The following is a 26,791-nucleotide window of genomic DNA, read 5'->3' on the forward strand; positions in this document are numbered from 1 at the left end:
CATGAATATTCTCGCCGCTGCCTTGCAGCGCTACGCCGTCAAGGCTTACGATCCCGCGCGCTTTGTGCCGGAGCAGACCATGCACCAGATCTATGAGCTGTTGCGCTGCACGCCTTCGTCGGTGAATTCGCAGCCCTGGCATTTCATCGCCTCCGTCACGCCGGAAGGCAAGGCGCGGCTGCTGAAGGGCGTACAGGGTGGGTTCAGTTTCAACGAACCCAAGGTCCGCAATGCCTCGCATGTGGTGCTGCTGTGCGTTCGCAAGGGCGCCGATCCGCAGCATCTGCGCGACGTATTGGAGCAGGAGCAGCGCGAGGGGCGCTTTGTCGACGAGCTGGCGCAAGCCGCGCAGGACAAGGCACGACAGGGCTATTTCGCGCTGCGGCGCGACGTACACGGCGATTTGCCGGCGTGGATGGAGAAGCAGGTCTATATCGCGCTTGGCACGGTGCTGCTGGGCGCCGCCGCGCTGGGCGTGGATGCGACGCCGATGGAAGGCATCGACAAGGCGGCGCTGGATGCGGAGTTCGGGCTGGCGGCGCAGGGGGGGGCCAGCGTGGCCATGGTGTGCTTCGGCTACCGCTCGCCGGACGATGCCAATGGCCGTTTGCCGAAGTCGCGCCTGTCGCAGGCGCAGGTGTTTACCTTTGTTTGAGGAGCGGCCGATGAATCAGTTCGAGCAGGAAGCATTGGCTTATCACGCGGCAGCGCCGGCCGGCAAGGTGGCGCTGCAAATCACCAAGGACGTTAATACGGCGGCCGATCTGGCGTTGGCATATTCGCCCGGCGTGGCGGTGCCGTGCCTGGCGATCCGCGACAATCCGGAGGCCGCGTTGAAATATACCGCCAAGGGCAATCTGGTGGCGGTCATCACCAACGGCACGGCGGTGCTGGGGCTGGGCGATATCGGCGCGCTGGCCGCCAAGCCGGTGATGGAAGGGAAGGCGGTGCTGTTCAAGAAGTTTGCCAATATCGATGCGGTGGATCTGGAGATCGACGAGCGCGATCCGGACAAGCTGGTGGAAATCATCGCGGCTTTGCATCCCAGCTTTGGCGGCATCAACCTGGAAGATATCAAGGCGCCGGAGTGCTTTGAGATCGAGCGGCGGCTGAACGAGCGGCTACCGATTCCGGTGTTCCATGATGATCAGCATGGCACCGCCATCGTGGTCGGCGCAGGCCTGCTGAACGCATTGGCGTTGACCGGCAGGCAGGCGAGCGACATCCGCGTGGTCTGTTCCGGCGCCGGCGCGGCGGCCATGGCCTGTCTGGAGATGCTGGTGCAGCTGGGCGTGCGGCGCGAGCAGATTTACGTCTGCGACAGCAAAGGGCTGCTGACCACGCGCCGCAGTCTGAGCGCGGAGAAGGAAGTCTGGGCGCAGGATACGGAACTGCACACGCTGGCGCAAGCCATCGTTGGCGCCGACGTGTTCCTCGGCCTGTCCGGCCCCGGCGTGCTGACGCAGACCGATGTGATGCAGATGGCCGATGAACCGATCATCTTCACGCTGGCCAATCCGGAGCCGGAGCTGCGGCCGGAGCTGGTGCGCGAGGTGGCGCCACGCGCCATCATCGCCACCGGGCGCTCGGACTATCCGAACCAGATCAATAACGCGCTGTGTTTCCCGTATCTGTTCCGCGCCGCGCTGGATTGCGGCGCCCGCACCATCAACCAGGCGATGAAGCTGGCCTGTGTGCGGGCGATTGCGGAACTGGCGCGCAATTCGCCGGAGTTCGGCCCCGGCGCCATCGTGCCGGAACTGCTGGACCCGCGCCTGCTGGCGACGGTCTGTCCAGCAGTGGTGGCGGCCGCGCGCGCCAGCGGCGTGGCGCATCGATAAGCTTAGTGGCTCAGGCCCACATTGGCTGAGCGGCTCACCAGCAGCTGGCGCACGAACAGCACGCCCAAGCCGACGATGGCCGACAGCGTCATCACCGCCGCCATGCCGGCCAGCTGGTTGCCAGCCATGACACCGACCAGGGCACCGGCGCTGGCGCCGCCCAGCATCTGCATTGAGCGCAGCAGGGCGGACGCGCTGCCAGCCACATTGCCGACCGAGGACAGCGCCTGGTGGGTGGCATTCGGCATTACGATGCCGGCGCAGACATTGGTCAGCAAAACGCAGCCGGCAATCAGCACCACCGAATGTGCACCCATGGTGGCGGCGATCAGCAGCGCGCTGCTGACGACAGCGGAGCCGATCACGGCGCCGATCAGCAAACGGTCGGTGCCCCAGCGACGCGCCAGGCGGCCAACGCCAAACGCACCGAGCATGGTGCCGGCCGCAGTCAGCGCGAACAGTCCACCGTAAGCAGCGCTGGACAGGCCCAGCATGTCAATGAACACCGCCGACGAGCCGGTGATATAGGCGAACATGGTGCCGAACGAGGCGGCCAGCATCGCCGCATGCACCAGATAGTGCTTGTTCTTCAGCACCTGCGCATAGGCGCCGATGGCGCTGCGGAACACGTTCTGCTGGTTTTGGGCCGGGGTGGCCGGCTGTGGACGCGTCTCTTTATACCCGAACAGGCACAGTAACAGCAGCACGAAACCGATCACGCCCAGGCAGGCGTAGATCACGCGCCAGCTGCCGAGTTGCAGCAGGCCGGCGCCAAACAGCGGCGCCACCAGCGGTGCGACCGCATTCACCAGCGCCACATAGGACTGGCGCGACAGCGCCGCATGGCCGCTGAAGACGTCGCGCACAATCGCTGCCGGCAGCGAGGCGGCGGCACCGGCGGCCACGCCCTGAATCAGGCGCACCAGCAGCAGCGAGGCGATCTGGTTGGCGTAGGCGCAGCCGATGGCGGCGGCCGAGAACATGGCCAGGCCGAACAGCAGCACCGGCTTGCGGCCATAGCGATCCGACAAGGGACCAAACAGGATAGGGCCGACCGAGAAGCCGAGCAGGAACACGGTCAGGGTGCGGGTGGCTTCACCGATGCTGATGCCAAAACTGGCCTGCAGCGCGGGAATCGCCGGCAGGCCGATGTCGGTGGCCAGCGGCGGCAGCATCGACAGCAAACCCAGCATGACGATGTAAAAAGGAGAGGTGGACGGTATATATCGGCGTGGCATATCATTCAGTGTATCGTTAGGCGATACAGTAGTGTACCACGATGCGATACATTTTGCACTGCAGCATGGAGACGGCATGGAAGGAATACAAGTTATATCGAGGGCGGCGGCGATTTTGCGCGAGGTGGGCGCCCGGCCCGACGGCCTCAGCCTGGGCAAACTGGCGGCCGCCACCGGGCTGGCGCGCTCGACGGTCCAGCGCATTGTTGACGCTTTGGAAATGGAACATCTGGTCCAGGCCGGCACCGGCGGGGTGCGGCCGGGCTGGGGGCTGCGCCGGCTGGGCGAGTTGCCTGGCTCCGGCATCGCCCAGGAATTGCGCGCCGCGCTGTTCGAGCTGTTTGAGGCCACTCACGAAACCATCGACTTGTCGACGCTGAGCGCGGGCGAGGTGCTGTTTATGGACCGTTTCCTGTCCGACCAGCCGGTGCGGGCGGTGCCGGCGGTGGGCACCACCTATCCGGCCTACACCATGTCGACCGGTAAGGCTTTGCTGTCCTGCCTGAGCGACGTGGAGATTGAAAAGCTGTATGGCGGCGCGCCGCTGCAGCGTCTGACCGACAATTCGGTGGCCAGCGTGGCCGAGCTGTTGGCGCAGCTGGAGGGCATCCGTCACGGCGCGTTTGCCTACGATCTGGAAGAGCACGCGCTGGGCAAATGTGCGATCGGCCTGCCGCTCGGCATGCACAACGGCGTGCTGCTGGCGGTATCGGTGGTGCTGCCGACGGTGCGCTTCGACAGCCAGCGCACCATCATCGAAGCCGGGTTGCAGCGCTGCGTGCAGCGCTGCCGCCAGCAACTGGGCATGCCGCCGGCCGCTTGAGCGTCAGGCCGACGGTGCGCGGAAGTCCTCGGCGATGAAGTCGATGAAGGCGCGCACCTTGGCCGGCAGGTTGCTGCGGCTGAGGTAATACACGTAAAGATCGGCGTCGGGCAGGCGGTAGTCCGTCATCACTTCTTTCAGGCGGCCGCTGGCCAGGTATTTGGCCACGTCCCATTCCGAGCGCTGGACGATGCCGTGGCCCTCCAGCGCCCAATTGAGGACGATGTCGCCATCGTTGCTGGAGACCGCGCCGCGCACCTTCACCAGTTCCACCGCTTTCCCTTTTTGCAGGCGCCAGGTGCCGTACACGTCGTCGTTCTGGCGGTGCAGGATGCAGCGGTGGCGATGCAGCTCGGCCGGCGTCTGCGGTTCGCCCGCTTGGTTGAGGTAAGCCGGCGAGGCGCACAGGAAGCGCCGGTTGGACATCAGCTTGCGCGCGGTCAGGCGCGTATCCGGCAGCTCGCCGAAGCGGATCGCCAGGTCGTAGGCTTCTTCCACCAGACTGATAGGACGGTCGGTCAGGTGCAGTTCCACCTCAACTTCCGGATAGCGGTGGGCAAAGCGCGAGACCAGCGGCGCGATGCGGGTGCGGCCGAAACCCGGCGTCGCATTCACCCGCAGCAGACCCTTGGGCGCGGCGCGGCCGCTGGACACCGATTCCTCCATGTCGCGGATGCTGGCCAGGATCTGCGTGGCCTGGGCCAGATACAGCTCGCCCTCGTTGGTCAGGCTGATGCGGCGCGTGGTGCGGTTAACCAGCCGCACGCCCAACCGCTGCTCCATCAGGCTAAGGCGCTTGGTGACGGCCGGCGGGGTGACGCCCAGCTCGCGCGCGGTGGCGGTCATGCTGCCCAACTTGGCCAGCAGGGCGAAGAACGACAGATCCGGCGCCGTTTCAATTTTCATTTGAAGTAAATAATGGTTTAAATCCAGGTGAATTATAAAGCATGGATTGAAGAGTAAGCTGGCGTCATTCTTAGTCAGGAGCTTTGCATGAAAATCGTTGAAATCCGCGAAAAGACCGTCCCTATCAGTTCGCCCATCCGCAATGCCTATATTGACTTCAGCAAGATGACGCTGAGCCTGGTGGCGGTGGTGACCGACGTTATCCGCGACGGCAAGCCGGTGATCGGCTATGGCTTCAATTCCAATGGCCGTTATGGTCAGGGCACGCTGATGCGTGAGCGCTTCATTCCGCGCATTCTGGAGGCCGATCCGGCTTCGCTGGTGAATGACGAGGGTACCAATCTCGATCCGCACAAGATCTGGAACTGCATGTTCACCAATGAAAAACCGGGCGGCCACGGCGAGCGCTCGGTGGCCATCGGCACCATCGACATGGCGGTGTGGGACGCGGTGGCCAAGATCGAAGGCAAGCCGCTGTTCCAGTTGCTGGCTGACCGTTACGGTAACGGCCAGGCCGAGCGCAAGATCTTCGTCTACGCCGCCGGCGGCTATTATTATCCGGGCCAGGACCACGGCAAGCTGAAAGATGAAATGCGCAGCTATATCGATCGTGGCTACACGGTGGTGAAGAAGAAAATCGGCGGCGCCTCGCTGGATGAGGATCTGCGCCGTATCGACAGCATCCTGTCGGTGCTGCAGGATGGCCAGAAGCTGGCGGTGGACGCCAACGGCCGTTTCGATCTCGACACCGCTATCAAGTACGCCAAAGCGCTGTCGCAGTACGATTTGTTCTGGTATGAGGAGCCGGGCGATCCTTTGGACTTCGAGCTGCAGGCCACGCTGCGCTACTACTACAAGAACCCGATGGCCACCGGCGAGGATCTGTTCTCGATGCAGGATGCGCGTAACCTGATCCGCTACGGCGGCATGCGCGCCGATCGCGATTGGCTGCAGTTCGACTGCGCGCTGAGTTACGGCTTGGTCGAGTACCTGCGCACGCTGGACATGCTGCGCGAGCATGGCTGGTCGCCAAGCCGCTGCATTCCGCACGGTGGCCACCAGATGTCGCTCAACATCGCGGCTGGCCTGGGCCTGGGCGGCAATGAATCGTATCCGGATCTGTTCCAGCCGTATGGCGGCTTCCCGGATGGCGTCAAGGTCGATAACGGCTACATCACCATGCCGGACCTGCCGGGCATTGGCTTCGAAGGCAAGGCCGATCTGTATGCCGAGATGGTGAAGCTGGCCGTTTGATCGGCGGGTTCGCTATGCCTGATGTGTTAGGATGCGGCGTTACCCGCATCTGAACACATGAAGGAAAGTAGCATGGCAAAAAAGAAAGAAGAGCTGGACGCGGAAACGCTGGAGCTGATTAACTGGTGCATCGAAGTCGAAGGCTTCCTGGTCCAGGGTGGCGCTACGGTGGAGCAGGCGCAGGATCATATCGAAGAGCAGATCGAGTGGTTCACCGATCAGTTTTACGATGGTCTGACGCCGGAAGAAGCCGCGAAAGAAGCGCTGGCGTAACTATCGATCACGAAAGCCGATAGCTCGTATCGAAACTTTGGCGTTGGGCTTGGGCGTTTTCACTGTTATCTTGCAGGGCATAATAACTGCAAGGAGACAGCTGCATGAACGCCCATCCCACCAAGGGACAACGCAAACTCATCGCCGCCATGATCGCTTCCGCCCTGACCTGGGCAGGGAGCGCGGCCGCGTTGGACGCCAACGATTTCCAGAACCCGCCCAATTCCGCGCGCCCACGCGTGTGGTGGCATTGGCTGAACGGGAACATCACCAAAGAAGGTATTCAGAAAGACATCGAGTGGATGTCGCGTACCGGTATCGGCGGTCTGCAGAATTTCGACGCCGAGATGATGACGCCACAACTGGTGGCGAAGCGCCTGAAATATATGGACCCCGACTGGGGCGATGCCTTTAAATATGCGGCCCAGCTGGCGGAACAGCATCAGCTGGAATTCGGCATTGCCGCGTCGCCTGGCTGGAGCGAGTCCGGCGGGCCGTGGGTGCCGGCGCAGGATGGCATGAAGAAGCTGGTGTGGAACGAGACCGTGGTGGAAGGCGGCCAACCGGTTAAACTGGCGCCGCTGCCGCAGGTGAGCGGTCCGTTCCAGGACTTGTTCGTCCAACCGGACATCATGGGCCAGGTGCCGGACGCGAAGACGCTGCCGCACTTCGGCGCCGACGTGGCGGTGTACGCTTATCCGCTTGCCGCGGCCGATGCTGCGGCAGTGGCGCTGCCCGCGATCCGCGCAGAAGGCCAGACGCTGGATGCGGCCAAGCTGGCCGCGCTGGGCACCGGCGCGGTGGAACTGACACAGCCAACGGCGGACAAGCCGTTGATCATCACGCTGGATTACGACGCGCCGCAGACGGTGCGCTCGGCCACGGTATTCTGTCCGGGCGTGGCCACGGTATTCGAAGGTGCAGCTTATGACACGGTGCTGGAAGCCAGCGACGATGGCAAAACCTGGCGCAAGGCAGCCACGCTGCAGCTGTCGCTGGTGCCTGCCACCGCCGGTTTCGCGCCGGTGACGGCGTCGCACTTCCGGGTGGTGGTGACGGCGCGGCCGCCGGTCATTAATCCTGGTTTCATGCCGGTGGCCGGTGCCGATACGGGCCCGTTCGGGGGCCTGGCGCAGCCTAAGAAGGTGCATCTGGGTCAGCTGACGCTGTCGTCGGCGCCCAAAGTCAATCAGTTTGAATCCAAGGCCGGCTTTGCGACAGTGGGCGATTACCTGGCGCTGGATGGCGACGTCAATGCGCAGGAAGCCGGCGTTGCGCCGTCCGCCGTGGTCGACCTGACCGGCAAGCTGGCCGCCGACGGTACGCTGAACTGGACGCCGCCGAAAGGCAAGTGGAAGATTCTGCGTCTGGGCTATTCGCTGACCGGCATCGAGAACCATCCGGCCACGCCGGAAGCGACCGGGCTGGAAGTGGACAAGTACGACGCCCAGGCGGTGCGCCGTTATCTGCAGACTTATCTCGGCAAATACCAGAACGTGGTGGGCAAGGATCTGATCGGCGCGCGCGGCCTGCGCGCGATGGTCACCGACAGTACCGAAGTCGGTTCGTCCAACTGGACGCCGCGCCTGCTGGAACAGTTCAAACGTCTGCGTGGCTACGATGCGCGGCCATGGCTGCCGGCGCTGACCGGCGTCATCATCGGCGACCGCGCCCGCACCGACGCCTTCCTGTACGATTATCGTCGCACGCTGGCCGATCTGATGGCGAGCGAGCACTATGGCACGGTGGCGACCATCGCGCATGAACATGGCATCAAGCTGTATGGCGAGGCGCTGGAAAGCGCGCGCGTGACGCTGGGCGACGATATGACGATGCGCAGCTACGCCGATGTGCCGATGGCGGCGATGTGGACTTATCGTCAGGAGTTCGGCGTGAATCCAACCGCGATTGCGGACATGCGCGGCGCGGCCTCGGTGTCGCACGTGTATGGCCGGAATCTGGTGGCGGCGGAGTCGCTGACGTCGGCCATGGCGCCGTGGGCGTTTGCGCCGTCCGATCTGCGGCCGATGATCGATATGGAGTTCGCCAGCGGCGTCAATCTGCCGGTGATTCACACCTCGGTGCACCAGCCGCTGGACGATGACAAGAAGCCGGGCCTGTCGCTGGCGATCTTCGGCCAGTACTTCAACCGCAACGAGACCTGGGCCGGCATGGCGCGGCCGTGGGTGGATTACATCGCCCGCAGTGCCTATCTGCTGCAGCAGGGCCGCTACTATGCGGACGTGGCTTACTTCTATGGCGAGGAAGCGCCGCTGGTGTCGCTATATAAAAAGGGCCAGCCGGAAGACGCGCCGCAGCGCTATGCGTATGACTTTGTGAATGCGGATGTGCTGGCGACGCAATTGTCGGTCAAGGATGGCGCGTTCGTGGCGCGCAGCGGTGCGCGTTACCGCGTGCTGTTCCTCGGTGGCGCCAGCCATCGCATGACGCTGGCCACGCTGCGCCGTCTGCACGCGCTGGCGGAGCAGGGCGGCACCATTGTCGGCCAGGCGCCGGTGGCTTCGCTGGGGTTGGCGGATGATGCGAAGCAGTTTAACGCGCTGGTGAAGAAGCTGTGGAGCGGTGCGGCTGTCACCAAGGTTGGCAAGGGTAAGGTTGTCAATGGACGCGATGTGGAAGCCGCGTTGCAGTCGGTAGGTCAGCAGCCGGACTTTGAATATGCGTCGGCCGGCAAGGCGCCACTGATGTTTGTGCACCGCCGGTTGGATGATGGCGATGTGTACTATGTCTCCAATCGCAGCCATGAGGCGGTGCAGACCGATGTGCGCTTCAATGTCAGCGGCAAGGCGGCGGAGCTGTGGCATGCGGAGAGCGGCAAGAGTGAGCCGGTGAGCTATCGCGCGCAGGACAAGCGCACTGTGGTGGCGCTGAATCTGGCGCCGTTGTCGTCGACGTTTGTGGTGTTCCGCCGGCCGTCCGCGCAGGCAGCGGTGGCGGTGCCGGTGGCGAAGTGGTCGCAGGTGGCGGCGCTGGATGGCGGCTGGAATCTGAAGTTTGATGGCCTGGCCGCGCCGGCTCCGGTGGCGGTGAATGCGCTGGCGTCGCTGTCGGATAGCGGCGATGCGCAGACGCGCTACTTCTCGGGCATCACCAGCTACCAGCGCAGCTTTGCGCTGCCGGCCGGCGTGAAGCCGGGTGCGGACCTCAAGCTGGATCTGGGCAAGGTGGGCGATGTGGCCGAGGTTTGGGTGAACGGCAAGCTGGCTGGCACGGCTTGGAAGGCGCCGTATCAGGTCGATATCGGCTCGCTGGTGAACGAGGGCGCGAATACGCTGGAAGTGCGCGTGGCCAATCTGTGGGTGAACCGCTTGATTGGCGATGCACAGCCAGGCGTCACCAAAGTGACCTTCACCGCCGCGCCGACCTATACCAAGGACGCGCCGCTGCGGCCGTCCGGGCTGATTGGTCCGGTGACGCTGCTGTCGGAAGCCGCGAAATGAGGTAACTGCCCTCGGCTGCAAGCGGGGATAATCAATTATTTGATTGATTGGCGCGCAGCATAGGCAAAATCCCTCCATGGCATTACATTTCTTGAAATGCCATGGAGGGATCTACGTGTACAACGCAACGCGCCGTAACTTTTTGCAGCACTCCGCCTTGTTCTGGGCGGGTTTGAGCGTGCCGGGCCTGGCGTCCGCGCAATCGCAATCGCAGTCTCAGGCCGATAACGGCCGCATCACCCAATTATTCAATTTCGGCTGGAAGTTCGCGGCCGGCGAGCTGCCGGATGCCGGCGCCGTCGCGTTCGACGACAGCGGCTGGCGCAAGCTCGATCTGCCGCATGACTTCCAGTTCGAACAACCGTGGGACAAATCGGCCGGCGAGGCGCGCGGCTTCAAGGCCATGGGCACTGGCTGGTATCGCAAGTCGTTCAAGGCCGATCCGGCGTGGAAGGGCAAGAAGGTCTTGCTCGATTTCGAAGGACTGATGCTGTACGGCGACGTGTGGCTGAATGGCCGCAAGCTGGCCGATATCGATTACGGTTATCTGGGCGCCGAAGTGGATGTCAGCGCGGCGCTGAACTACGATGGCGACAACGTGGTCGCGGTGCGCGCCTCCACTGGCGGCAGCAAGCAATCGCGCTGGTACACCGGTGGTGGCCTGTTCCGCGATGTGCATCTGGTGGTGAAGGAACCGATCGCCATCGCCCGCCACGGCGTGTTCATTTCGACGCCGGTGGTGTCGGAGCAGGGCGCGGAAGTGGCGATTCGGATCGATCTGGATGGTATCTCGAATAAACAGTTGGACGTGTTGATCCGTGCCGTCATCTTCGGGCCGGATGGCGCCAGGATCGCGGAGACGCTGACCGCCGCGCCGAAAGGCATACGGCTGGCGGTGGTCAACGCACCGTTGCAGGCGATGCAGGTGGCGGCACCCAAGCTGTGGTCCTGCGAAGCCCCTAACTTGTACCGCGCCGAAATCACGCTGATCCAGGACGGCAAGGTGTTGGATCAGGTGAACGAGCAGTTTGGCATCCGCACGGTGGAATTTACCAAGGAGACCGGCTTCCATCTGAACGGGCGCAAGGTGTTCCTGCAGGGGATCTCGAACCACCACGATCTGGGCGCGCTGGGTGCGGCGGTGTATGACCGCGCCATCGAGCGTCTGTTCATCCAGTTGAAGGCGTTCGGCTTCAATCACGTGCGGACCTCGCACAATCCGTATTCGAAATCCTTCATGCGGCTGGCCGACAAGCACGGCATCCTGATCGTCGACGAGCTGGCCGACAAGTGGAGCGAGGATGAATCCTGGCCGGGCCAGCAGCCGTTCTCGCGGCTGTGGTACAAGATTGTGCCGGACTGGATCAAGCGTGACCGCAACCATCCATCGGTCATCATGTGGAGCCTGGGGAACGAGCTGCAGATGCGCGAGGACTTCGGCGGCTTCCCGACCAGCGACTGGGGTGTGACCACCTACAAGCTGCTGGACACGCTGGTCAAGCGCTACGACACCACCCGCAAAACCACGGTGGCGATGTTCCCATCGCGCGCCAATGCGGCGGTGCGCGGCACGCCGGAGTTCAACGTGCTGATACCGCCCGAGCTGTCGCTGGTGACCGAGGTGGCCAGCTACAATTATCAGTTCCCGTCCTATCAGACTTACCTGCAGCATGCGCCACACCTGATTATCTACCAGAGCGAGGCCGCCACGTCGACGCTGACCGGCGCTTACTACGGCATGGACAAGGCCAAGATGGTCGGCCTGGCCTATTGGGGCGCGGTGGAGTATTGGGGCGAGTCGAACGGCTGGCCGAAGAAGGGCTGGAACTTCTCGTTCTTCAGCCATGCGCTGGAGCCGTATCCGCAAGCGTATCTGGTTAAGGCCGCGTTCAGTGACGAGCCGCTGGTGCGCATCGGCGTGGTCGATGGCGCCGGCGAAATGGTGGAGTGGAATGACGTGCAGGTCGGGAAGATGAGCGTGTCGTCACACTGGAACCGCCCGCAGGGCAGTCAGCAGGCGCTGTTCACCTATACCAATGCGGATGAGGTGGAGCTGCTGGTGAACGGAAAATCGCTGGGCCGCCAGCCGAATCCGCGCGGCGAGCCTTTGCGCCGCAATATCATTTACTGGAAGGGCATCGCGTACGGCGACGGCGGCAGCGTGACGGCGGTGGCGTACACCGGTGGCAGGGAAGTGGCGCGCCATGAGTTGCGCACCACCGGCAAGGCGGTGGCGCTGAAGCTGGAGACGGAAACCACGCAATGGCGCGCGGATGGCATGGATCTGCAGTATCTGAAGATCCGGCTGGTGGACAAGAGCGGCCAGGTGGTGCCGCTAGGCGAGGATGAGCTGAAGCTGGAGGTCAGCGGCGCGGCGCGCTTGCTGGCGCTGGACGACGGCAATCATTCGACCGACGCGCTGTACACCGGCACCAGTATCCGCATGCACAATGGCTTTGCCATGGCGATCCTGCGCTCCGGCCGCGAACCGGGCACGGTGACCGTCAAGGTGACGGCGGCCGGCGTGAAGGGCGGGGCGGTGGCGCTGAAGACGGTGCGTTAGCGCGCTGTCTGGGTGCGTTGCAGACGGGCGGCGAAGTCGCGCAGGAAGTCGGCGCGCCAGCGGCTGATGCTGCGCGCGCCCTGATTCGGTCCATCGCTCAGTTGCGGCGCCGGATCGTCGGTCCACCAGTTCGGGTACTTCGTTGATGGCGGCTGGCCCGGCGCCGGCATGACGGAGGTGAAGCCGCCGCTCTGGCCATCCAGCCCCGGATGGTTGCTGCGGATGCGGTAACTCCACACCTTGGCCTCCTTGGGGGAGAACAGGAAGTGCCAGGCGCCGTCCGCGTGCTGATAGCCGGTGAATTCCTGGCCGTCGACCACCAGCATCGCGCGCGGCTCGGCTGGCGCCGCGCCGACAGGCCGGTACACCAGGTCGACCACCGCAAAGGTCTCCACCACATCCGCTTGCGATGGCGGCTGGGTGAAGGTGATGCGCGGCCGGTCCCAGGCCCGCACGAATTGTCCGCCCCAGCCGCCGGCCTCGGGCCGCTCCGGCGTCGGCCCTAGCAAATAGGTCAGCGATGGCGTATCGCCCATCTTGACCTGTGGCGCGATGCCGGCGAAGTAGTCGCCCAGCGCGCCCACGCCCTTGACGTGCCGGTCGACGAAACTGCGGTTCCCCAGATCACCCGACTGATCGCCACCGCTGAACCAGCCGCGATAGGTCGAATTGTTCTCGATGACCCACAAGTCCGGATGTTCACGGGTGATATAGTCGTACGCGTTGACCGACCATTTCTTGTTCGGCCCTCCAATCATATAGACGCGCAGCTTGCCTTTGATGGACGGATCGTCGTGCAGCGCCTGTGCCAGATCTTCAAAACCGCCCCACAACAGCACCCACAGCGGGCGCGGATCGTCGCGCCGCGCGCATTCGATGATCCAGTTGGATCCTTCTGTGGACTGGCCCCAGCCCTGCGGCCCGGCCAGATCGGAGCCGCCCTGTTTGGCGATGGCGCGCAGCCGGTCTGGCGCGGGATAGCGCTCGGACCAGGTGCGTAGCTTGGCGTAGTCTTTTTCGTAGACGTCGATGATGGATAGCAGATGGCGCTTGCGGTTGCGGCCTTCACCCCATGGCGATGCGATCAGTCCTTCCAGCGCCACCATGTCGGCATACACCAGCAGGTGAACCAACGACTGAAAATCGTCAAAGTCGGTGCCGCCGATGTCGGTGGAGACGATCACGCGCGGACGGGTGTCGTTGGCGGCGAAGGAAGGATGGCTCAGGGGCAGGGCCAGGGCAAGCGTCAGCAGGTCGCGTCGGTTCATGTATCGTGTCCCGGGTGGTTTTTGTTATGGTCTATCATGGGCCGGACGGATGGCAATCACCTGTCTGATTATTTGGGGTTTCGATCAACTGGTTGATCGTCGGATGATTGACACTGCCGGTCCAGTGAATTCTACTCTCGGGATGAATAAAAAATACCTGTGGCTGTTACTGTGTGTGACGGCGGGCGCCCATGCGGCGTCGGACGGCGTGACGCACTATTCCACGGTGACGGAGGTGCAGCGGCATCTCGCGTCGCCGCCCGACGATGCGCGGCCGATGGTGCGCTGGTGGTGGTTTGGCCCGGCGGTGGTCAAACCGCAGCTGGAGCGCGAGATGCTGGCCATGAAGCAGGGCGGCTTTGGCGGCTTCGAGATCCAGCCGGTGTATCCGATGGAGCTGGACGATCCAGCGCGCGGCATCCGCAATCTTCCTTATTTATCTCCCGATTTCCTTGATGCTGTCAGTTTCGTTAACCGCAAGGCGCATGACTACAAGCTGCGTGTCGATATGACGCTGGCCAGCGGCTGGCCGTATGGCGGGCCGAATGTGCCGGTGACCGAGGCGGCCAGCCGCTTGCGCGTGGCGCCGGTGGATCTGCCGGCGGGCGCGGACGCGGTGGCGCTGCCGGCAATCGGCAGTGGCGAGAAGCTGGTGGCGACGTTTGTCGGCGCCGGCGATGCCAAGCAGTTCGATGCGACCCGGCTGGCGTTGACGGAGCTGCCGTCCAAGGATGGACGCGCGCGGGTGGCGCCGGCGGCCGAGAAGCGGGTGGTGGTGTTTTACATCGCCAGCCGCACCGGCCAGCAGGTCAAGCGCGCGGCGCTGGGCGCTGAGGGTTTTGTGCTGGACCATCTGAGCCGCAAGGCGATCGATCATCATCTGTCGACGGTGGCGGAGCCGCTGATGAAAGCCTTTGGCAAGCAGCCGCCGTATGCGGTGTTTTCGGATAGTCTGGAGGTGTACAACACTGACTGGACGGACGATTTTTTGGCCGAGTTCCAGCGCCGGCGTGGCTATGATCTGAAGCCGTATCTGCCGGTGGTGTACAGCGGCCAGGGGCCGGACGCTGGCGCGCTGCGGCGCGATTGGGCCTTGACGCAGACGGAGTTGGTCAACGAGCGTTATCTGACGCCGGTTGACGACTGGGCGAAGAAGCACAATACGCGCTTCCGTTCGCAGACCTATGGCGAGCCGGCGGTGTCCTTGTCGAGCAACCGGCTGGTGGCGCTGCCCGAGGGCGAGGGACCACAGTTCCGCGAGTTTTCGTTTACGCGGCTGGCGACATCGGCGGGGCATCTGTATGGACGTAATGTGATTTCGGCCGAGACCTGGACCTGGTTGAATTCTCCCGCCTTCAGCGCGACGCCGCTGGATATGAAGGTGGAGGCGGACCGCATGCTGCTGCAGGGCGTGAATCTGTTCATCGGTCACGGTTGGCCATACACGCCGCCGGGTGCGCAGGAGCCGGGCTATGCGTTTTATGCGGCGGCGGTGTTCAACAATCATCAGCCGTGGTGGAATGTGATGCCGGATGTGACGGCGTACTTGCAGCGCACCAGTTATCTGCTGCGTCAGGGCGAGCCGGCCAATGATGTGGCGCTGCTGCTGCCGAATGATGATGTGTATGCGGAGTCGCAGCCGGCCAAGGTGTCGTTGTCGGCGGAGATGCACAAGCATGTGACGCCGGAGATCATGACGCAGATTCTGGATGCTGGCCACAATGTCGATTTCCTCGATGCGGAGGCACTGCGCGACAGTGGCAAGCGCTATCCGTTGATCGTGCTGCCGCACGTGACGCGCATGGCGCCGGAGACGCTGGAGCTGCTGATCAAGCATGCTGGCGCCGGCGGCAAGGTGATTGCGGTTGGCGGCAAGCCGTCGTTGGCGCCTGGTTTCCGCGATGCGGCGGCTGTGACGGCGCGGGTGCGGACGTTGAGCGAGCGTTTGTTTGCGCTGCCGGGCGTGCGGGTGGTGGAGGATGACGCGGCGCTTGGTGCGGCTGTGGGAGGGGCGGTGGCGCCGGATTTGCGCGTTTCGTCGCAGGCGTCGGCGGTGGGATTCATCCGCAGGAAGCTGGCAGATGGGGATCTCTATTTCATCGCCAATACCAGCAATCGCGAAGTGCGCACTACCGTTAGCGTGGCGGCACGCCGCGCCCACGCGGCCTGGTGGAATCCTCATGATGGCACCACCACGCCGATCAGCCGGACCGCCAGCGCACTGTCATCTTCGGCGCCGGAACAAGCAGCGCAGGCGCAGCCAGCAGCTGGCGTGGCGGTAGCGCCGGGAGCGGGAGCGGCGGCGGCGGCGGCGGCGGCCGGCGATAGCCTGGCGCTGGTCCTGTCGCCATACGAATCGCGCGTGCTCGTGCTGTCCGACAGCGCCCAGCTTGCACCCGCCATCGCCGCGCGCGCCGCCGCTGGGGGCACGCGAGTGGGGACGCCGGGCGGGCCGGGGGCGACGGATGCGCGCAGCGAGGCGACGCTGGTGGCGCTGGATGGCGGTTGGCAGCTCAGCTTCCCCGCTGCGGGCGGGACGCTGGCGCAGCCGCGCGCATTGTCTGCGCTGACGTCTTGGGCTGACGATCCGGCGACGCGCTACTATTCCGGCATCGGCGTCTACACCACCGACATCGCTCTGCAAGCCTCGCAGTTGACCGCCACGCGCATCAAGCTGGATTTCGGCGTCGGCACACCGCTGGACAGCACGCCCAAGGTACCAGCCGGGATGCGCGCCATGCTGGATAGCCCGATCCGCGAAGCGGCTGTCGTTTACGTCAACGGCCAGCGCGCCGGCGCGGTCTGGCATCCGCCGTACCAGGTCGACGTCACCAAGCTACTCAAGCCCGGAACCAACCGCATCGAGGTCCAGGTAGCCAATCTGTCGATCAACATGCTGGCTGGCCAGGAGCGCCCGGACTACCGTTTGTTGTCCGCCCGTTACGGCCAACGCTTCGTCCCGCAGGACACCCACCTGATCACCCCACGTCCATCCGGCATGCTCGGCCAGGTGCGGCTACTGACGGAGAACGCACAATGACCTTCATGTCTACATCCTGGCTGCGCCGCGCGGTGCTGGCCTGCGCGCTGCTGCTGGCAGGTGCCGTCTGCGCCAAAGACTTCGACGCCACACAGTTCGGTGCGCAAGGCGACGGCAAAACCCTCAACACCGCCGCCATCCAGAAAGCCATCGACGCCGCAGCAGCCGAAGGCGGCACCGTCACTTTCAAACCCGGCACCTATCTGAGCGGGTCGATCTTCGTCAAAACCGGCGTCACGCTGAAAATCGACAAAGGTGTCACCATACTCGGCTCGCAACGGCTGCAGGATTATCCCGTGATGCCGACCCGCATCGCCGGCATCGAAATGCGCTGGCCGGCCGCGCTGGTCAACGTCTACGAACAAAACAAGGCCGCCATCACAGGCGAAGGCACCATAGACGGCGACGGCAAGGTATTTTGGGACAGCTACTGGTCGCTGCGCAAAACCTACGAACCTCGCGGCCTGCGCTGGGCCTCGGACTACGATGCCCAGCGTCCGCGCCTGATCCAGGTATTCAATTCCAAAGACGTGAAAATCGGCGGCGGCCTGCTGTTGCGCCGCTCCGGCTTCTGGACGCTGCACATCTGCTACTCGACCGACATCACCGTCGACGGCGTGGTGATCCGCAATAACGAAGGCGCGCTCGGACCATCGACCGATGGCATCGACATCGATTCGTCGAAGAGAGTGCTGGTGCAGCATGCCGACATTGACGTCAACGACGACGCCCTGTGCCTGAAAGCCGGCCGCGACTCGGACGGCCAGCGCGTGGCCCGCAGCACCGAGGATGTCATCATCCGCGACTCCATCGTGCGCACCGCCGCTGCTGGCGTCACCTTCGGCAGCGAAACCTCGGGCGGCTTCCGCAACATTGAGGCGTATAACATCACCACGCTGAAAGGCGTGCCAGTGGGGATATTGTTCAAGTCTGCCCACACGCGCGGCGGCTTCGGTGAGAACCTGCGCCTGCACGACTTCAAGATGATCGATACGCCGGTGGTCCTGCGCATCAATATGAACTGGAACCCCAGCTACAGCTACGCCAAAATTCCGGACGAGATCAAGGACTATCCACCGTACTGGAAGACGCTGTCCACGCCAGTACCACGCGAGAAGGGCATCGCCCACTTCCACGATGTCCGCATCTGGAATATTCACGCGCGCGGCGCCACAACGGCGTTTGAAGTCGATGGCTACTCCGAGGCGCCATTGAGCCGCTTCACGCTGGAAGGGCTGGATATCGAAGCCCAGAACGGCGGCCATATCTACGATGCCAAGGACTGGACCTTCACCGACGCACAGCTGAAGTTAGGCACGCCGGTGTCGCTGGAGGATAACCAGGGCGTGCGCGGCTTGCCGGCGGCGGCAGCGCAGCCCGGCCAACGCAAGCAGAAGCAGGATCCGAGCAAGAAGACCTTCGAAGAACAGGACAAGAGCTGACATGATGAGACTCAAACACCACTTGCTGCTGGCGGCCCTGGGCCTGGCCAGCGGGCTGCTGCACGCGCAGCAGCAGGGCTATCCGCTGCCGACGCCGACCATGCAGGCGATTATCGACAAGGACACCAGCCGCTTTTTCGGCGATGCCCCGGCCGATGCCGGCCCGCTGGCGACCGATCTGTCGCCGGCGCTGACACCAGCGGCCATCGACAAGGTCACGCGCAAGGTCGCGGACTGGCAGCTGGAACGCACCATGCGTCATCTGGACAAGATCTGGACTTCGGCGGTGCTGTTCACCGGCTTCATGGCCGCTTCCGAATCCACCGGCGATCCGAAGTATCGCGATGCGATGCTGACCATGGCCAATCAGTTCGAGTGGAAGCTGAACACGCCGTACCCGAATGCTGACAATATCGCGGTGGCACAGACCTATCTTGAGCTGTACTTCCAGGATCCCAAGCCGGAGCGCATCGCTGCCACCAAGGCGGAGCTGGATACGCTAATTAACCTGAACACGCTGCGGCCGGGCGATGAGCGCCAGCCGTGGTGGTGGTGCGATGCGCTGTTCATGGCGCCGCCAGTGTGGGTGAAGATGTACAAGGCCACGGGAGATCGCAAATATCTCGACTATGTGCACAAGCAGTGGCGCGTGACTTACGATCTGCTGTACGACCAAGACGAGCATCTGTACGCGCGCGATGCCAGCTACAAAACTAAGCGTGAGGCCAATGGCCAGAAGATTTTCTGGTCGCGCGGCGAGGGCTGGGTGATGGGCGGGCTGGCGCGCACGCTGGACTACATCCCGGCGGATGATCCGCAGCGGCCGTTCTATATTCAGCAGTTGCAGCAGATGGCGGCGCGGATTGCAAAGATCCAAGGAGCGGATGGGCAGTGGCATGCGGGCCTGCTCGACCCTGCCACTTATCCGCTGCCGGAAACCTCGGGCGCTTCGCTGTTCGTGTTTGGCTTGGCGTACGGCGTCAACAAGGGCTATCTGGATGCGAAGGTCTACCGGCCGGTGATAGAGCGGGCCTGGGCCGGGCTGCTGAAGAATGTGTATGCGGATGGTCGCCTGGGCGGCATCCAGCAGACGGGGGCCGAGCCGGCGTTCTATCTGCCGTCGTCCAGCTATAACTACGGTGTGGGCGGCTTCCTGCTGGCGGCGTCGGAACTGAAGAAGATGGCCAAGCCATGAGCGCCAACGCCAAACGCCGCACACTGCTGCGCGCCACCGCCTTGCTGCCAGTGCTGTCCGGCTGCGCCACGCCGCCCGCCGCAAAGGAGGGCGGGATTGCGCAACAGACCATTCGCGTCAGCGCGCCGTTTGACATGCCGGCTATCCATGTGCCGGACTTCTCTGCCGCGCCGCGCTTCGACATTAAGAGCTATGGCGCCGTGGCGGGCGACAAGGTCCGCACCACGGCCGCCATCGCGCAAGCCATCGCCGCCGCGCATGCCGCTGGCGGTGGCCGTGTGGTGGTGCCGCGCGGGACGTGGCTGACCGGCGCGGTGCACCTGAAGAGCAACGTCAATCTGCACGTCGAAGAGGGCGCGCTGCTGCTGTTCTCCGAACACCCCAACGACTACCTGCCCGCCGTGCTGACGTCGTGGGAAGGGCTGGAGTGCTACAACTACTCGCCACTGATCTACGCCATCGATTGCGACAACGTGGCGCTGACCGGCAAAGGCACACTGCAAGCCAAACTGGATATCTGGCGCATCTGGTACGCTCGCCCCAAGCCGCACATGGACGCCTTGGTCGCACTGTACAACCACGCGGTGCGCAACGTCCCGGTCGCGCAGCGCCAGATGACGGCCGGCGAAGCACATCTGCGTCCGCAGTTCGTGCAGTTCAACCGCTGCCGCAATGTGCTGATAGAAGACATCAGCATCCGCGACAGCCCATTCTGGACCGTGCATCCCTACCTGTGCCAGGACGTGGTGATACGCCGCGTCGACATCCGCGCCCATGGCCACAACAACGACGGCATCGATCCGGAGATGAGCCAGAACGTCTTGATTGAAGACTGCATATTCGATCAGGGTGACGACGCCATCTCGGTCAAATCCGGTCGAGAATTCGACGGCTGGCGGCTGGCCAGCCCAGTGAAAAACGTCGTCATCCGCAACTGCCGCATCAAGAACGGCCACCAACTGCTGGCGATCGGCAGCGAACTGTCGGGCGGGGTGGAGAATGTACTGGTCGAGAACTGCCACTTCGATCGCGGCAACGCCAGCGGCCCGATCGCCGGCACCACGCTGGTCGAGATCAACAACATCCTGTACGTGAAGACCAACGAGCGGCGTGGCGGCTATGTGCGCAACATCCACATGAAAAACGTCACGGCGACCAAAATCGCCGGCGGCGCGGTGTGCGTGGAAACCGATGTGCTGTACCAGTGGCGCAATCTGGTGCCGACCTACGAACGACGTCTGACGCCGATCGAGGGTTTGTATGTCAGCGACGTGAAGGTAGGCGAGGCGCGCTTCATCTGCCGCATCCAGGGCGATCCCGGCTTGCCGGTCAAAGAAGTTTCGCTGCGCAATGTGCGGGTGGAGACCGTGTGCGAACAGCCTGTCACGGTCATCAACACGCGGGGCTTCAGCAATACCTAGTCCTTTGGCACCGGGATAATGCAGATGTTCATGGTACGGCCATCTTCCGACAGCATGGCCGACTGAATCTCGATCTTGGTGCCGTCGGCGTTGAAGGTCGGATGCGGATGGTCGGCCGCAGTGGTCTTGTGGCCGGTGGTCAGCATCGTCATCTTGTTGCCGTTGCGGCGGTCAATCAGATACACCGAGCGGCTGAAGTCATCCCCCACCGCCCAGCGACCATCCGACGATCCATGCACATGCCACAAGCCGCTGCCGGACGGCGTCTGTCCGGCGATGGTCATGGTGCGCGTGCGCAGATTGACGATGGCCAGGCCGGTCGGCTTCTCGCGCGTGCCGGTATTGCCCCAGCCATCGTCCTGGCCCGGATTGGCGCCATCGACACCGGTGGCCGGCGCACTCACGCCGCCGCCGGCGCCGGGCACCGGACGGTGGCCCATGATGGACATCGCCACTTCGTCCTTGCCGATCACCGCTTCATGCGTCACCCATTCGTACGGCGCCTCCGGGTACAGCGGACGCAGGCCGCTGCCATCGGCCAGCACGGTCCAGGTGCGCTGTGGCGATTTGCCGCCGGTCTCCCAGCAGAACACAATCTCGCCCGGGTTGTACAGATTGGCCTGGATATGGCCGATCTGGAACGGCACCGACACCACATGCCGGATCTCGCCGGTTTTCAGATTCATGCGCGCGATGCCATTTGGCCCCGCACCCATCTTGCGTGGCCCGAACGCCGGTTCGATACGCGTGCCCGGCGCCAGATGGCGCGCCGCTTCCTCTGGGCCGACGCGGAAGTAGACCCATTCCTCATCCGCATCCAGTGCCATGTCGCCGCCGGCCTGCAGCTCGGCCGGCGTGGTGCCGGCGATGCGCTGGTAGGCGTCGGCCGGCTTCAGTGTGCCGGCGGCGCTGTCGGCCAGTAGCCGTCCCAGATCCACTTCGACGATCTGCAGCCGCTTGGGCGTGGCGTCGTTGCGCATGAAGTACAGCTTCATCGACTTGCGCGCCAGGTTCAGCATGCCGGTGTAACCGCCTTCCGTCACCTGCACGATGTCGCCGGTCTGCTCGTTGACGGCCAGCGCTTCACCGCCGGCCAGCTTCGAACGGAACACCACCCATTGGCCGTCCGAGGTCCACTGCGGATGGGTGGGATAGATCTTGGAGTCGCCATGCGGTTTGCTGGTCAGGAAAGTCAGCATGGTGCCGGTGACCGGGTCCTTGACCACCTTGCGCTCGGACGGAAAGCGCTGGCCGATGCCGGCATGTGCCACGCCGCACAGCAGCAGCGCGGCGACCGCGAGATAGCGCGGTTTCATTGCTGCTGCCCCTGATACATCAGGCCACTGTCATTTAGGCCGTACTTGAACTTCTTGTTCATCTCGATCACCTCGGCGCCGGCCAGCAGCACCGGACCGTAGCCGTGAGCGGCCTTGGTGCTCACCGGCCGGTAATAGTAGAACGCTGGATCGAAGGCCATGCCGGTGCCGACGCAAATGCCTTCCACCTCACCCTTGGCGTTGACTTTGGATGCGACCGCGTTCCACGCCAGATTGACCATCGGGCCGAACATCTCCTTGTCCAGATAACCGCGATTAACCGCGCGCGCCAGCGCGTAGGCGTAAATGGCGCTGGCCGAGGTTTCGAGGTAGGAGTCCGGACGGTCGATCAACTGGTGCCACAAGCCATCCTTGTCCTGGTAGCGCGCCAAGCCGTTGGCGTGGGCGCGCAGTTGCGCCTCCACCGCCTTGTAGTCCTTGTGATTCTTGGGCAGCACTTCCAGCACTTCGACCATGGCCATCAGCGCCCAGCCGTTGGCGCGCGCCCAATGCAGTTCGGGGTGATCGCGCATGCCTTCGACGTAGCCGTGCATGTAGATGCCCAACTGCGGATTGAACATGCGGCGCGAGAACTGCAGTACCTGGCGCGCGGCGTCGTCATAATATTTGCTGTTGCCGGTTTCCTTGCCCATCAGCGCGATGGTCGGCACCGCCATGAACATATCGTCCAGCCACAGGGTGTTTTGCAGCGGCCGCATTTTGGGCTTGCCATCCGCGCCAGGACCGCCGCGCGCGATGGTGCCGTCGCTCAGGCGATATTCCTTTTCCGTGACGAAGGGCGCACACACGCCCACCAGTTGACCGTAGTCGACCCGCGCGCCGGACTGCTTGGCCTTCAAAAAACTCATGCACAGCGCGCCGGCATCGTCCAGCGCGTGCGGGTTGAGAAAACTCTTGATCGGCGCCTGGGCGTTGGCGGTATCGGCTTTCACCACCGGCAGGTAGAGGCGGGTGAGGTCGGCCATCAACTGGTGGCGCTTGATGGTGTAGTCGGTGTAGAGCTGGTCGCCGGTGGCGGCGCCGGCGGCCAGCATGCCGGCGTAGGTCACGCCCCATTCATAGCTGGTCAGGCGGAAGTCGCCCGGCTTCAGCACCGCATCGGGATCGGCCTTGTCCAGCTTTGCGATGGGCGCGTGGCTGGTCTTGTTGATCAGTTCCGCCGGGGTGACGGCGTTCAGATAGTCGAACACGCGGTCCAGCACCGCCTTGACCTCGGCGGCGGGCATGGCGCGGTAGGGCGTGGGGTAATGGACTTCCAGTGCGTGCAGCATGGCGTCCTGCGCGGCCGGGCCTTTTTCCTGCGGTGGCGGCGCGTGTTGAGCGTTGGCGTGCAGGGAGAACAGGGCGCCAATCAGCAGGGCGCAGGTGGTCGGGTGGATGTTTTTGATCTTCACTTGAACAGCGTCTCCAATAGGTGAGCAAAGGCTACAAGACAGTAGCGGATTGGCGTCGATGTCGCAATCGCTTGAGCGCCGCCGGAGCGGAATAGTCGCGTTGTTGATTGATGTGGGAATCCTTTCCAATCAATTCCATGAGTATTTGTCAAAAGTGAATCATCGATGCGACAACCCTCATTTTGTGCAGGAAAAGGCGGGCGTAATATCCGCTCACCTCATACCTAAAACAACACAGGAGACATACAGAGATGAGAAATACGCATATCCGTCCGACCGTGATCCAGCTGGGTGTTATCGCGCTGCTGGCGTCCTTGCAGGCGCACGCGCAGGAGGCAGCACCACCGGCTGCGACACCGGACAATAAAGATGAAAACGTGGTGGTGGTGACCGGCTTCCGCGCCAGTCTGAACTCGGCGCTGAACACCAAGAAGAACTCGGACGGCATCGTCGATGTCATCAAGGCCGAGGACATCGCCAAGTTCCCGGACGCGAATCTGGCCGAGTCGCTGCAGCGCGTGCCTGGCGTGGCGCTGGCACGCGGCGATGGCGGCGAGGGCAAGCAGATCACCGTGCGTGGTCTGAACGCCGGCTTCACGCGGGTGCGCATCAATGGCATCGAAGGCGTGGCGGCCACCGGCGCCTCCGACATCAACGGCAGCACCAACCGTGGGCGCGGTTTCGACTTCTCGGTGTTCGCATCTGAGCTGTTCAACAGCCTGGAAGTGCGCAAGACTTCGGAAGCGGCGATAGAAGAGGGCTCGCTGGGCGCCACCGTCGACCTGCGCACCGCGCGCCCGTTCGACTTCAAGGACCGTACCATCAGCTTTGGCGTGCAGGAGTTCCACAATACCTTGTCCGACAAGACCCAGCCACGCGTGACGGCGCTGTTGTCGGACCGCTGGAATACGCCTTACGGTAAATTCGGCGCGCTGATTTCCGGCGCCTATTCGAAACGCCGAGCGACCGAGGAAGGTTACGAGGCGGTGGAGCTGCTGAGCGCCAGTGCCGACGGCGGCTTCTGTTCGCCGCTGGGCGCCGCCACGCAGAACCCGGCCAACAACGCGACCAAGGGCGTTACGGCCACCAACTGCGGCTTCAACCTGCCGCGGACTTCGGACCCGACGGCCTACAACAACGTCATGAACCGGACCGACAATTATGGTGGCACGGTGGCCAATCCGGCCGCCGGCTCGGGCGCGTTTGCACCGCGTATTCCGCGCTACCGCCGCTCGCAGACCGACTACGAGCGCACCGGCATCACCAACTCCTACCAATGGCGACCGAGCAGCGACACCGAGGTCAATCTGGATTTCATGTACGGTAAATTCGCCAACAAGCGTTACGACAACTACATCGAGGCGATTTCCTTTGGCCGCACGCTGGGCGCTGCCAACGGCAAGCCGCAGACCTCGATCCTGGACGCGCATTTCAACGATAACGGCAGCTGGGACTACGGTAAATTCAATGGCGTCGACGTGCGTACCGAGGGTCTGCTGGACATCTACACCACCACCTTCCGCCAGCACGTGATCTCGGGCAGCCACAAGTTCAGCGACACGGTGAAGGTCGACTTCATGGCCGGTAACTCGAACTCCAATCTGAATGAGCCGATGCGCGCGACGGTGCAATTCGATTCACCCAACGCCAATGGCTTCTCCTGGGACTTCCGCAACAACCGCAATGTGCCGACGCTGAACTTCGGCATCGACATCACCAATCCGAACAGCTTCAGCTTCGGTCCGCAGGATGCTGATGGCACGGTGCACGGCCAGTTTGTCGGCCGCTATCTGGACACCACCAACAAGCTGCAGACCCAGGCCGGCAACCTGTCGTGGGAACTGAACGACCACCTGACCACGCGCTTCGGCCTCTCCAAGCGCAAGAATATCTGGACCAACTACGAAGTCGGCTCCGGCGCCAACGGCCTGACTTTGCCGGCGGGCGTCACCATGTCCGACATCTCGCGCCAGATCACCGGCTTTGGCAGTGGCCTCGGTGGCAGCGGCGTGCCGTCGTCGTGGGCGGCGGTGGATCTGGACAAGTTCCTGGCCGTGTATAACATCGAGTGCCATTGCTCGTCGGTGCCGGGTTCCGAGTACAACATCCTCGGCCAGACCAACCGCCGCGTCGAAGAGAAGATCAATGCGGTGTATGGCATGGTCGACTTCAACTACGACCTGTGGGGCATCGGCTGGCGCGGCAACGTCGGCGTGCGTGGTGCTGACACCACCGCCACCTCGACCGCGCTGATTAACGTGAACGGCGTGCTGCAGCCGAATACCGGCGTCAAAAAATACCGCGACTGGCTGCCGGCGCTGAATCTGACGGCGCAGTTGCCGAAGGATGTGTTCATGCGCTTCTCGGCCGGTAAAACACTGTCACGGCCGGAGTACACCGACCTGGCGCCGTCCGCCACGGTGTCGCAGATTTCGCAGTCGGTCTCGATCGGCAATCCGCAACTGGACCCGATCCGCGCCAAGACCTACGACCTGCAGGCCGAGTGGTACTACGCCAAGAACGCCATGGTCTCGCTGGGCTACTTCCACAAGGACATCGGCTCCTTCATTCAGAGCGTGAACGAGCGTGTGCCGTATAACACGCTGGGACTGCCGAACGAACTGCTGATCTTCAACGGCTGTTCGATCACCGGCGCCACGCCGATCTGCCCGACGCTGCCGAATACCGAAGTGGTGGTGAGCCGCAAAGTGAACACCGCCGGCGGCCCGCTGAATGGTCTGGAGTTCAACCTGCAAATGCCGTTCAGCTTCCTGCCTGCGGGCTGGAACAACTTCGGCCTGCTGGCCAACGCCACCCACGTGAAGTCGAAGATCACTTACATCACGCGGGTCGACAATCCAACCACGGCGGCCAACGAGCAGTTGACGCAGGTGGCCAACTTCACCGGCTTGTCACCCAACACGCACAACCTCACGCTGTACTACGAGGATGCGAAGTTCAGCGCTCGGGTGTCGGCGGCCTATCGCTCGGCTTACATTCTGGCGGTGCTGGGTGACGTCAACGGTGCCGACTACACCATCGTCGACGGCTCCACCAATGTCGACATGAGCTTGTCCTACAACCTGACGCCGAACCTGCGCGTCAGTCTCGAAGGGCAGAATCTGACCGATACGCCGCTGCGCTATGGCCGCGACAGTCAGCGCAACGATACGCTGCTGTACGTGCACTCGGGCCGTTCCTTCGTGGTCGGACTGAATTACAAGTTCTAAGTCACTCCGCGCAATAATCAGCAACTTGATTATTGCGCCGGATAGCGGTGTTGAAAACGCAACACCGCCATCTTTTTGTTGTGAAGGTGGTCGGACCAATTTAGT

General features: G+C 63.4%; 16 protein-coding genes and 1 pseudogene. 12 read left to right on the plus strand and 5 right to left on the minus strand.

From position 1 onward, the window contains the following. Position 1: 1 nt before the first annotated feature. Together nfsB and GJ699_RS01025 are read left to right on the plus strand one after the other, a co-directional pair. Positions 2 to 655 carry an oxygen-insensitive NAD(P)H nitroreductase gene (nfsB, locus tag GJ699_RS01020; RefSeq protein WP_154372244.1) on the plus strand — a complete coding sequence of 218 codons (654 nt, stop codon included), beginning with the start codon at positions 2 to 4 and terminating at the stop codon, positions 653 to 655. Between the two features lie 10 nt (positions 656 to 665). After that, positions 666 to 1,838, plus strand: a pseudogene (locus tag GJ699_RS01025) (malic enzyme-like NAD(P)-binding protein); the annotation flags it as partial. A gap of 5 nt (positions 1,839 to 1,843) precedes the next feature. Here GJ699_RS01025 and GJ699_RS01030 read toward each other — a convergent pair. After that, positions 1,844 to 3,079, minus strand: a complete 1,236-nt coding sequence (locus tag GJ699_RS01030; protein WP_195763429.1) for a multidrug effflux MFS transporter — start codon at positions 3,077 to 3,079, stop codon at positions 1,844 to 1,846. Positions 3,080 to 3,155: 76 nt separating this feature from the next. Between GJ699_RS01030 and GJ699_RS01035 the strand changes: the two genes are divergently transcribed. Beyond that, the gene (locus GJ699_RS01035; RefSeq protein WP_154372249.1) at positions 3,156 to 3,902 is read left to right on the plus strand and encodes an IclR family transcriptional regulator; all 747 of its coding nucleotides are present in this window, start codon (positions 3,156 to 3,158) and stop codon (positions 3,900 to 3,902) included. 3 nt (positions 3,903 to 3,905) lie between these two features. On the opposite strand, the gene GJ699_RS01040 is transcribed toward GJ699_RS01035, so the two are convergent. Then, on the minus strand, positions 3,906 to 4,808 hold the full coding sequence (locus GJ699_RS01040) for a LysR family transcriptional regulator (RefSeq protein ID WP_154372251.1): 903 nt from the start codon (positions 4,806 to 4,808) through the stop codon (positions 3,906 to 3,908). An 87-nt stretch (positions 4,809 to 4,895) separates the two neighbouring features. On the opposite strand from GJ699_RS01040, the gene GJ699_RS01045 reads away from it, so the two are divergent. From GJ699_RS01045 to GJ699_RS01060, 4 genes are all read left to right on the plus strand, one after another. Next, complete coding sequence (locus tag GJ699_RS01045; RefSeq protein ID WP_154372253.1) at positions 4,896 to 6,062, plus strand: mandelate racemase/muconate lactonizing enzyme family protein; 1,167 nt, start codon at positions 4,896 to 4,898, stop codon at positions 6,060 to 6,062. Positions 6,063 to 6,134: 72 nt separating this feature from the next. Further along, positions 6,135 to 6,335 carry a hypothetical protein gene (locus GJ699_RS01050; RefSeq protein WP_154372255.1) on the plus strand — a complete coding sequence of 67 codons (201 nt, stop codon included), beginning with the start codon at positions 6,135 to 6,137 and terminating at the stop codon, positions 6,333 to 6,335. A gap of 104 nt (positions 6,336 to 6,439) precedes the next feature. Then, on the plus strand, positions 6,440 to 9,796 hold the full coding sequence (locus GJ699_RS01055) for a glycosyl hydrolase (RefSeq protein ID WP_195763430.1): 3,357 nt from the start codon (positions 6,440 to 6,442) through the stop codon (positions 9,794 to 9,796). Between the two features lie 115 nt (positions 9,797 to 9,911). Beyond that, positions 9,912 to 12,359 (plus strand): glycoside hydrolase family 2 TIM barrel-domain containing protein, encoded by a 2,448-nt coding sequence (locus tag GJ699_RS01060; protein WP_371867406.1) that lies wholly within the window; start codon positions 9,912 to 9,914, stop codon positions 12,357 to 12,359. Here GJ699_RS01060 and GJ699_RS01065 read toward each other — a convergent pair. Further along, positions 12,356 to 13,627, minus strand: coding sequence for a DUF1593 domain-containing protein (locus GJ699_RS01065; RefSeq protein ID WP_154372259.1), 1,272 nt, complete (start codon positions 13,625 to 13,627; stop codon positions 12,356 to 12,358). The genes GJ699_RS01060 and GJ699_RS01065 overlap by 4 nt on opposite strands. A gap of 142 nt (positions 13,628 to 13,769) precedes the next feature. Between GJ699_RS01065 and GJ699_RS01070 the strand changes: the two genes are divergently transcribed. From GJ699_RS01070 to GJ699_RS01085, 4 genes are read left to right on the plus strand one after another with little or no spacing between them, the layout of a single operon-like run. Then, the gene (locus tag GJ699_RS01070; protein WP_154372261.1) at positions 13,770 to 16,667 is read left to right on the plus strand and encodes a glycosyl hydrolase; all 2,898 of its coding nucleotides are present in this window, start codon (positions 13,770 to 13,772) and stop codon (positions 16,665 to 16,667) included. Between the two features lie 5 nt (positions 16,668 to 16,672). Further along, positions 16,673 to 18,109, plus strand: a complete 1,437-nt coding sequence (locus GJ699_RS01075; protein WP_229261882.1) for a glycoside hydrolase family 28 protein — start codon at positions 16,673 to 16,675, stop codon at positions 18,107 to 18,109. Between the two features lies 1 nt (position 18,110). Then, positions 18,111 to 19,304, plus strand: a complete 1,194-nt coding sequence (locus tag GJ699_RS01080; protein WP_154372265.1) for a glycoside hydrolase family 88/105 protein — start codon at positions 18,111 to 18,113, stop codon at positions 19,302 to 19,304. Then, positions 19,301 to 20,725, plus strand: coding sequence for a glycoside hydrolase family 28 protein (locus GJ699_RS01085; protein WP_154372267.1), 1,425 nt, complete (start codon positions 19,301 to 19,303; stop codon positions 20,723 to 20,725). The genes GJ699_RS01080 and GJ699_RS01085 overlap by 4 nt, the downstream gene beginning before the upstream one ends. On the opposite strand, the gene GJ699_RS01090 is transcribed toward GJ699_RS01085, so the two are convergent. Continuing rightward, entirely contained in the window at positions 20,722 to 22,041 is a 1,320-nt protein-coding gene (locus GJ699_RS01090) for a TolB-like translocation protein (RefSeq protein WP_154372269.1), read from the minus strand. The genes GJ699_RS01085 and GJ699_RS01090 overlap by 4 nt on opposite strands. Next, positions 22,038 to 23,456, minus strand: a complete 1,419-nt coding sequence (locus GJ699_RS01095; protein ID WP_371867407.1) for a glycoside hydrolase family 88/105 protein — start codon at positions 23,454 to 23,456, stop codon at positions 22,038 to 22,040. Before GJ699_RS01095 ends, GJ699_RS01090 begins: the two co-directional genes overlap by 4 nt. 251 nt (positions 23,457 to 23,707) lie before the next feature. Here GJ699_RS01095 and GJ699_RS01100 point away from each other — a divergent pair, with 251 nt between their 5' ends. Next, positions 23,708 to 26,686, plus strand: coding sequence for a TonB-dependent receptor (locus tag GJ699_RS01100; RefSeq protein ID WP_154372271.1), 2,979 nt, complete (start codon positions 23,708 to 23,710; stop codon positions 26,684 to 26,686). The last annotated feature ends 105 nt before the right edge of the window (positions 26,687 to 26,791 follow it).

Origin of the sequence: Duganella guangzhouensis (genome assembly GCF_009674535.1) — a bacterium.
GTDB classification, from domain to species: Bacteria; Pseudomonadota; Gammaproteobacteria; order Burkholderiales; family Burkholderiaceae_D; genus Rugamonas; species Rugamonas guangzhouensis.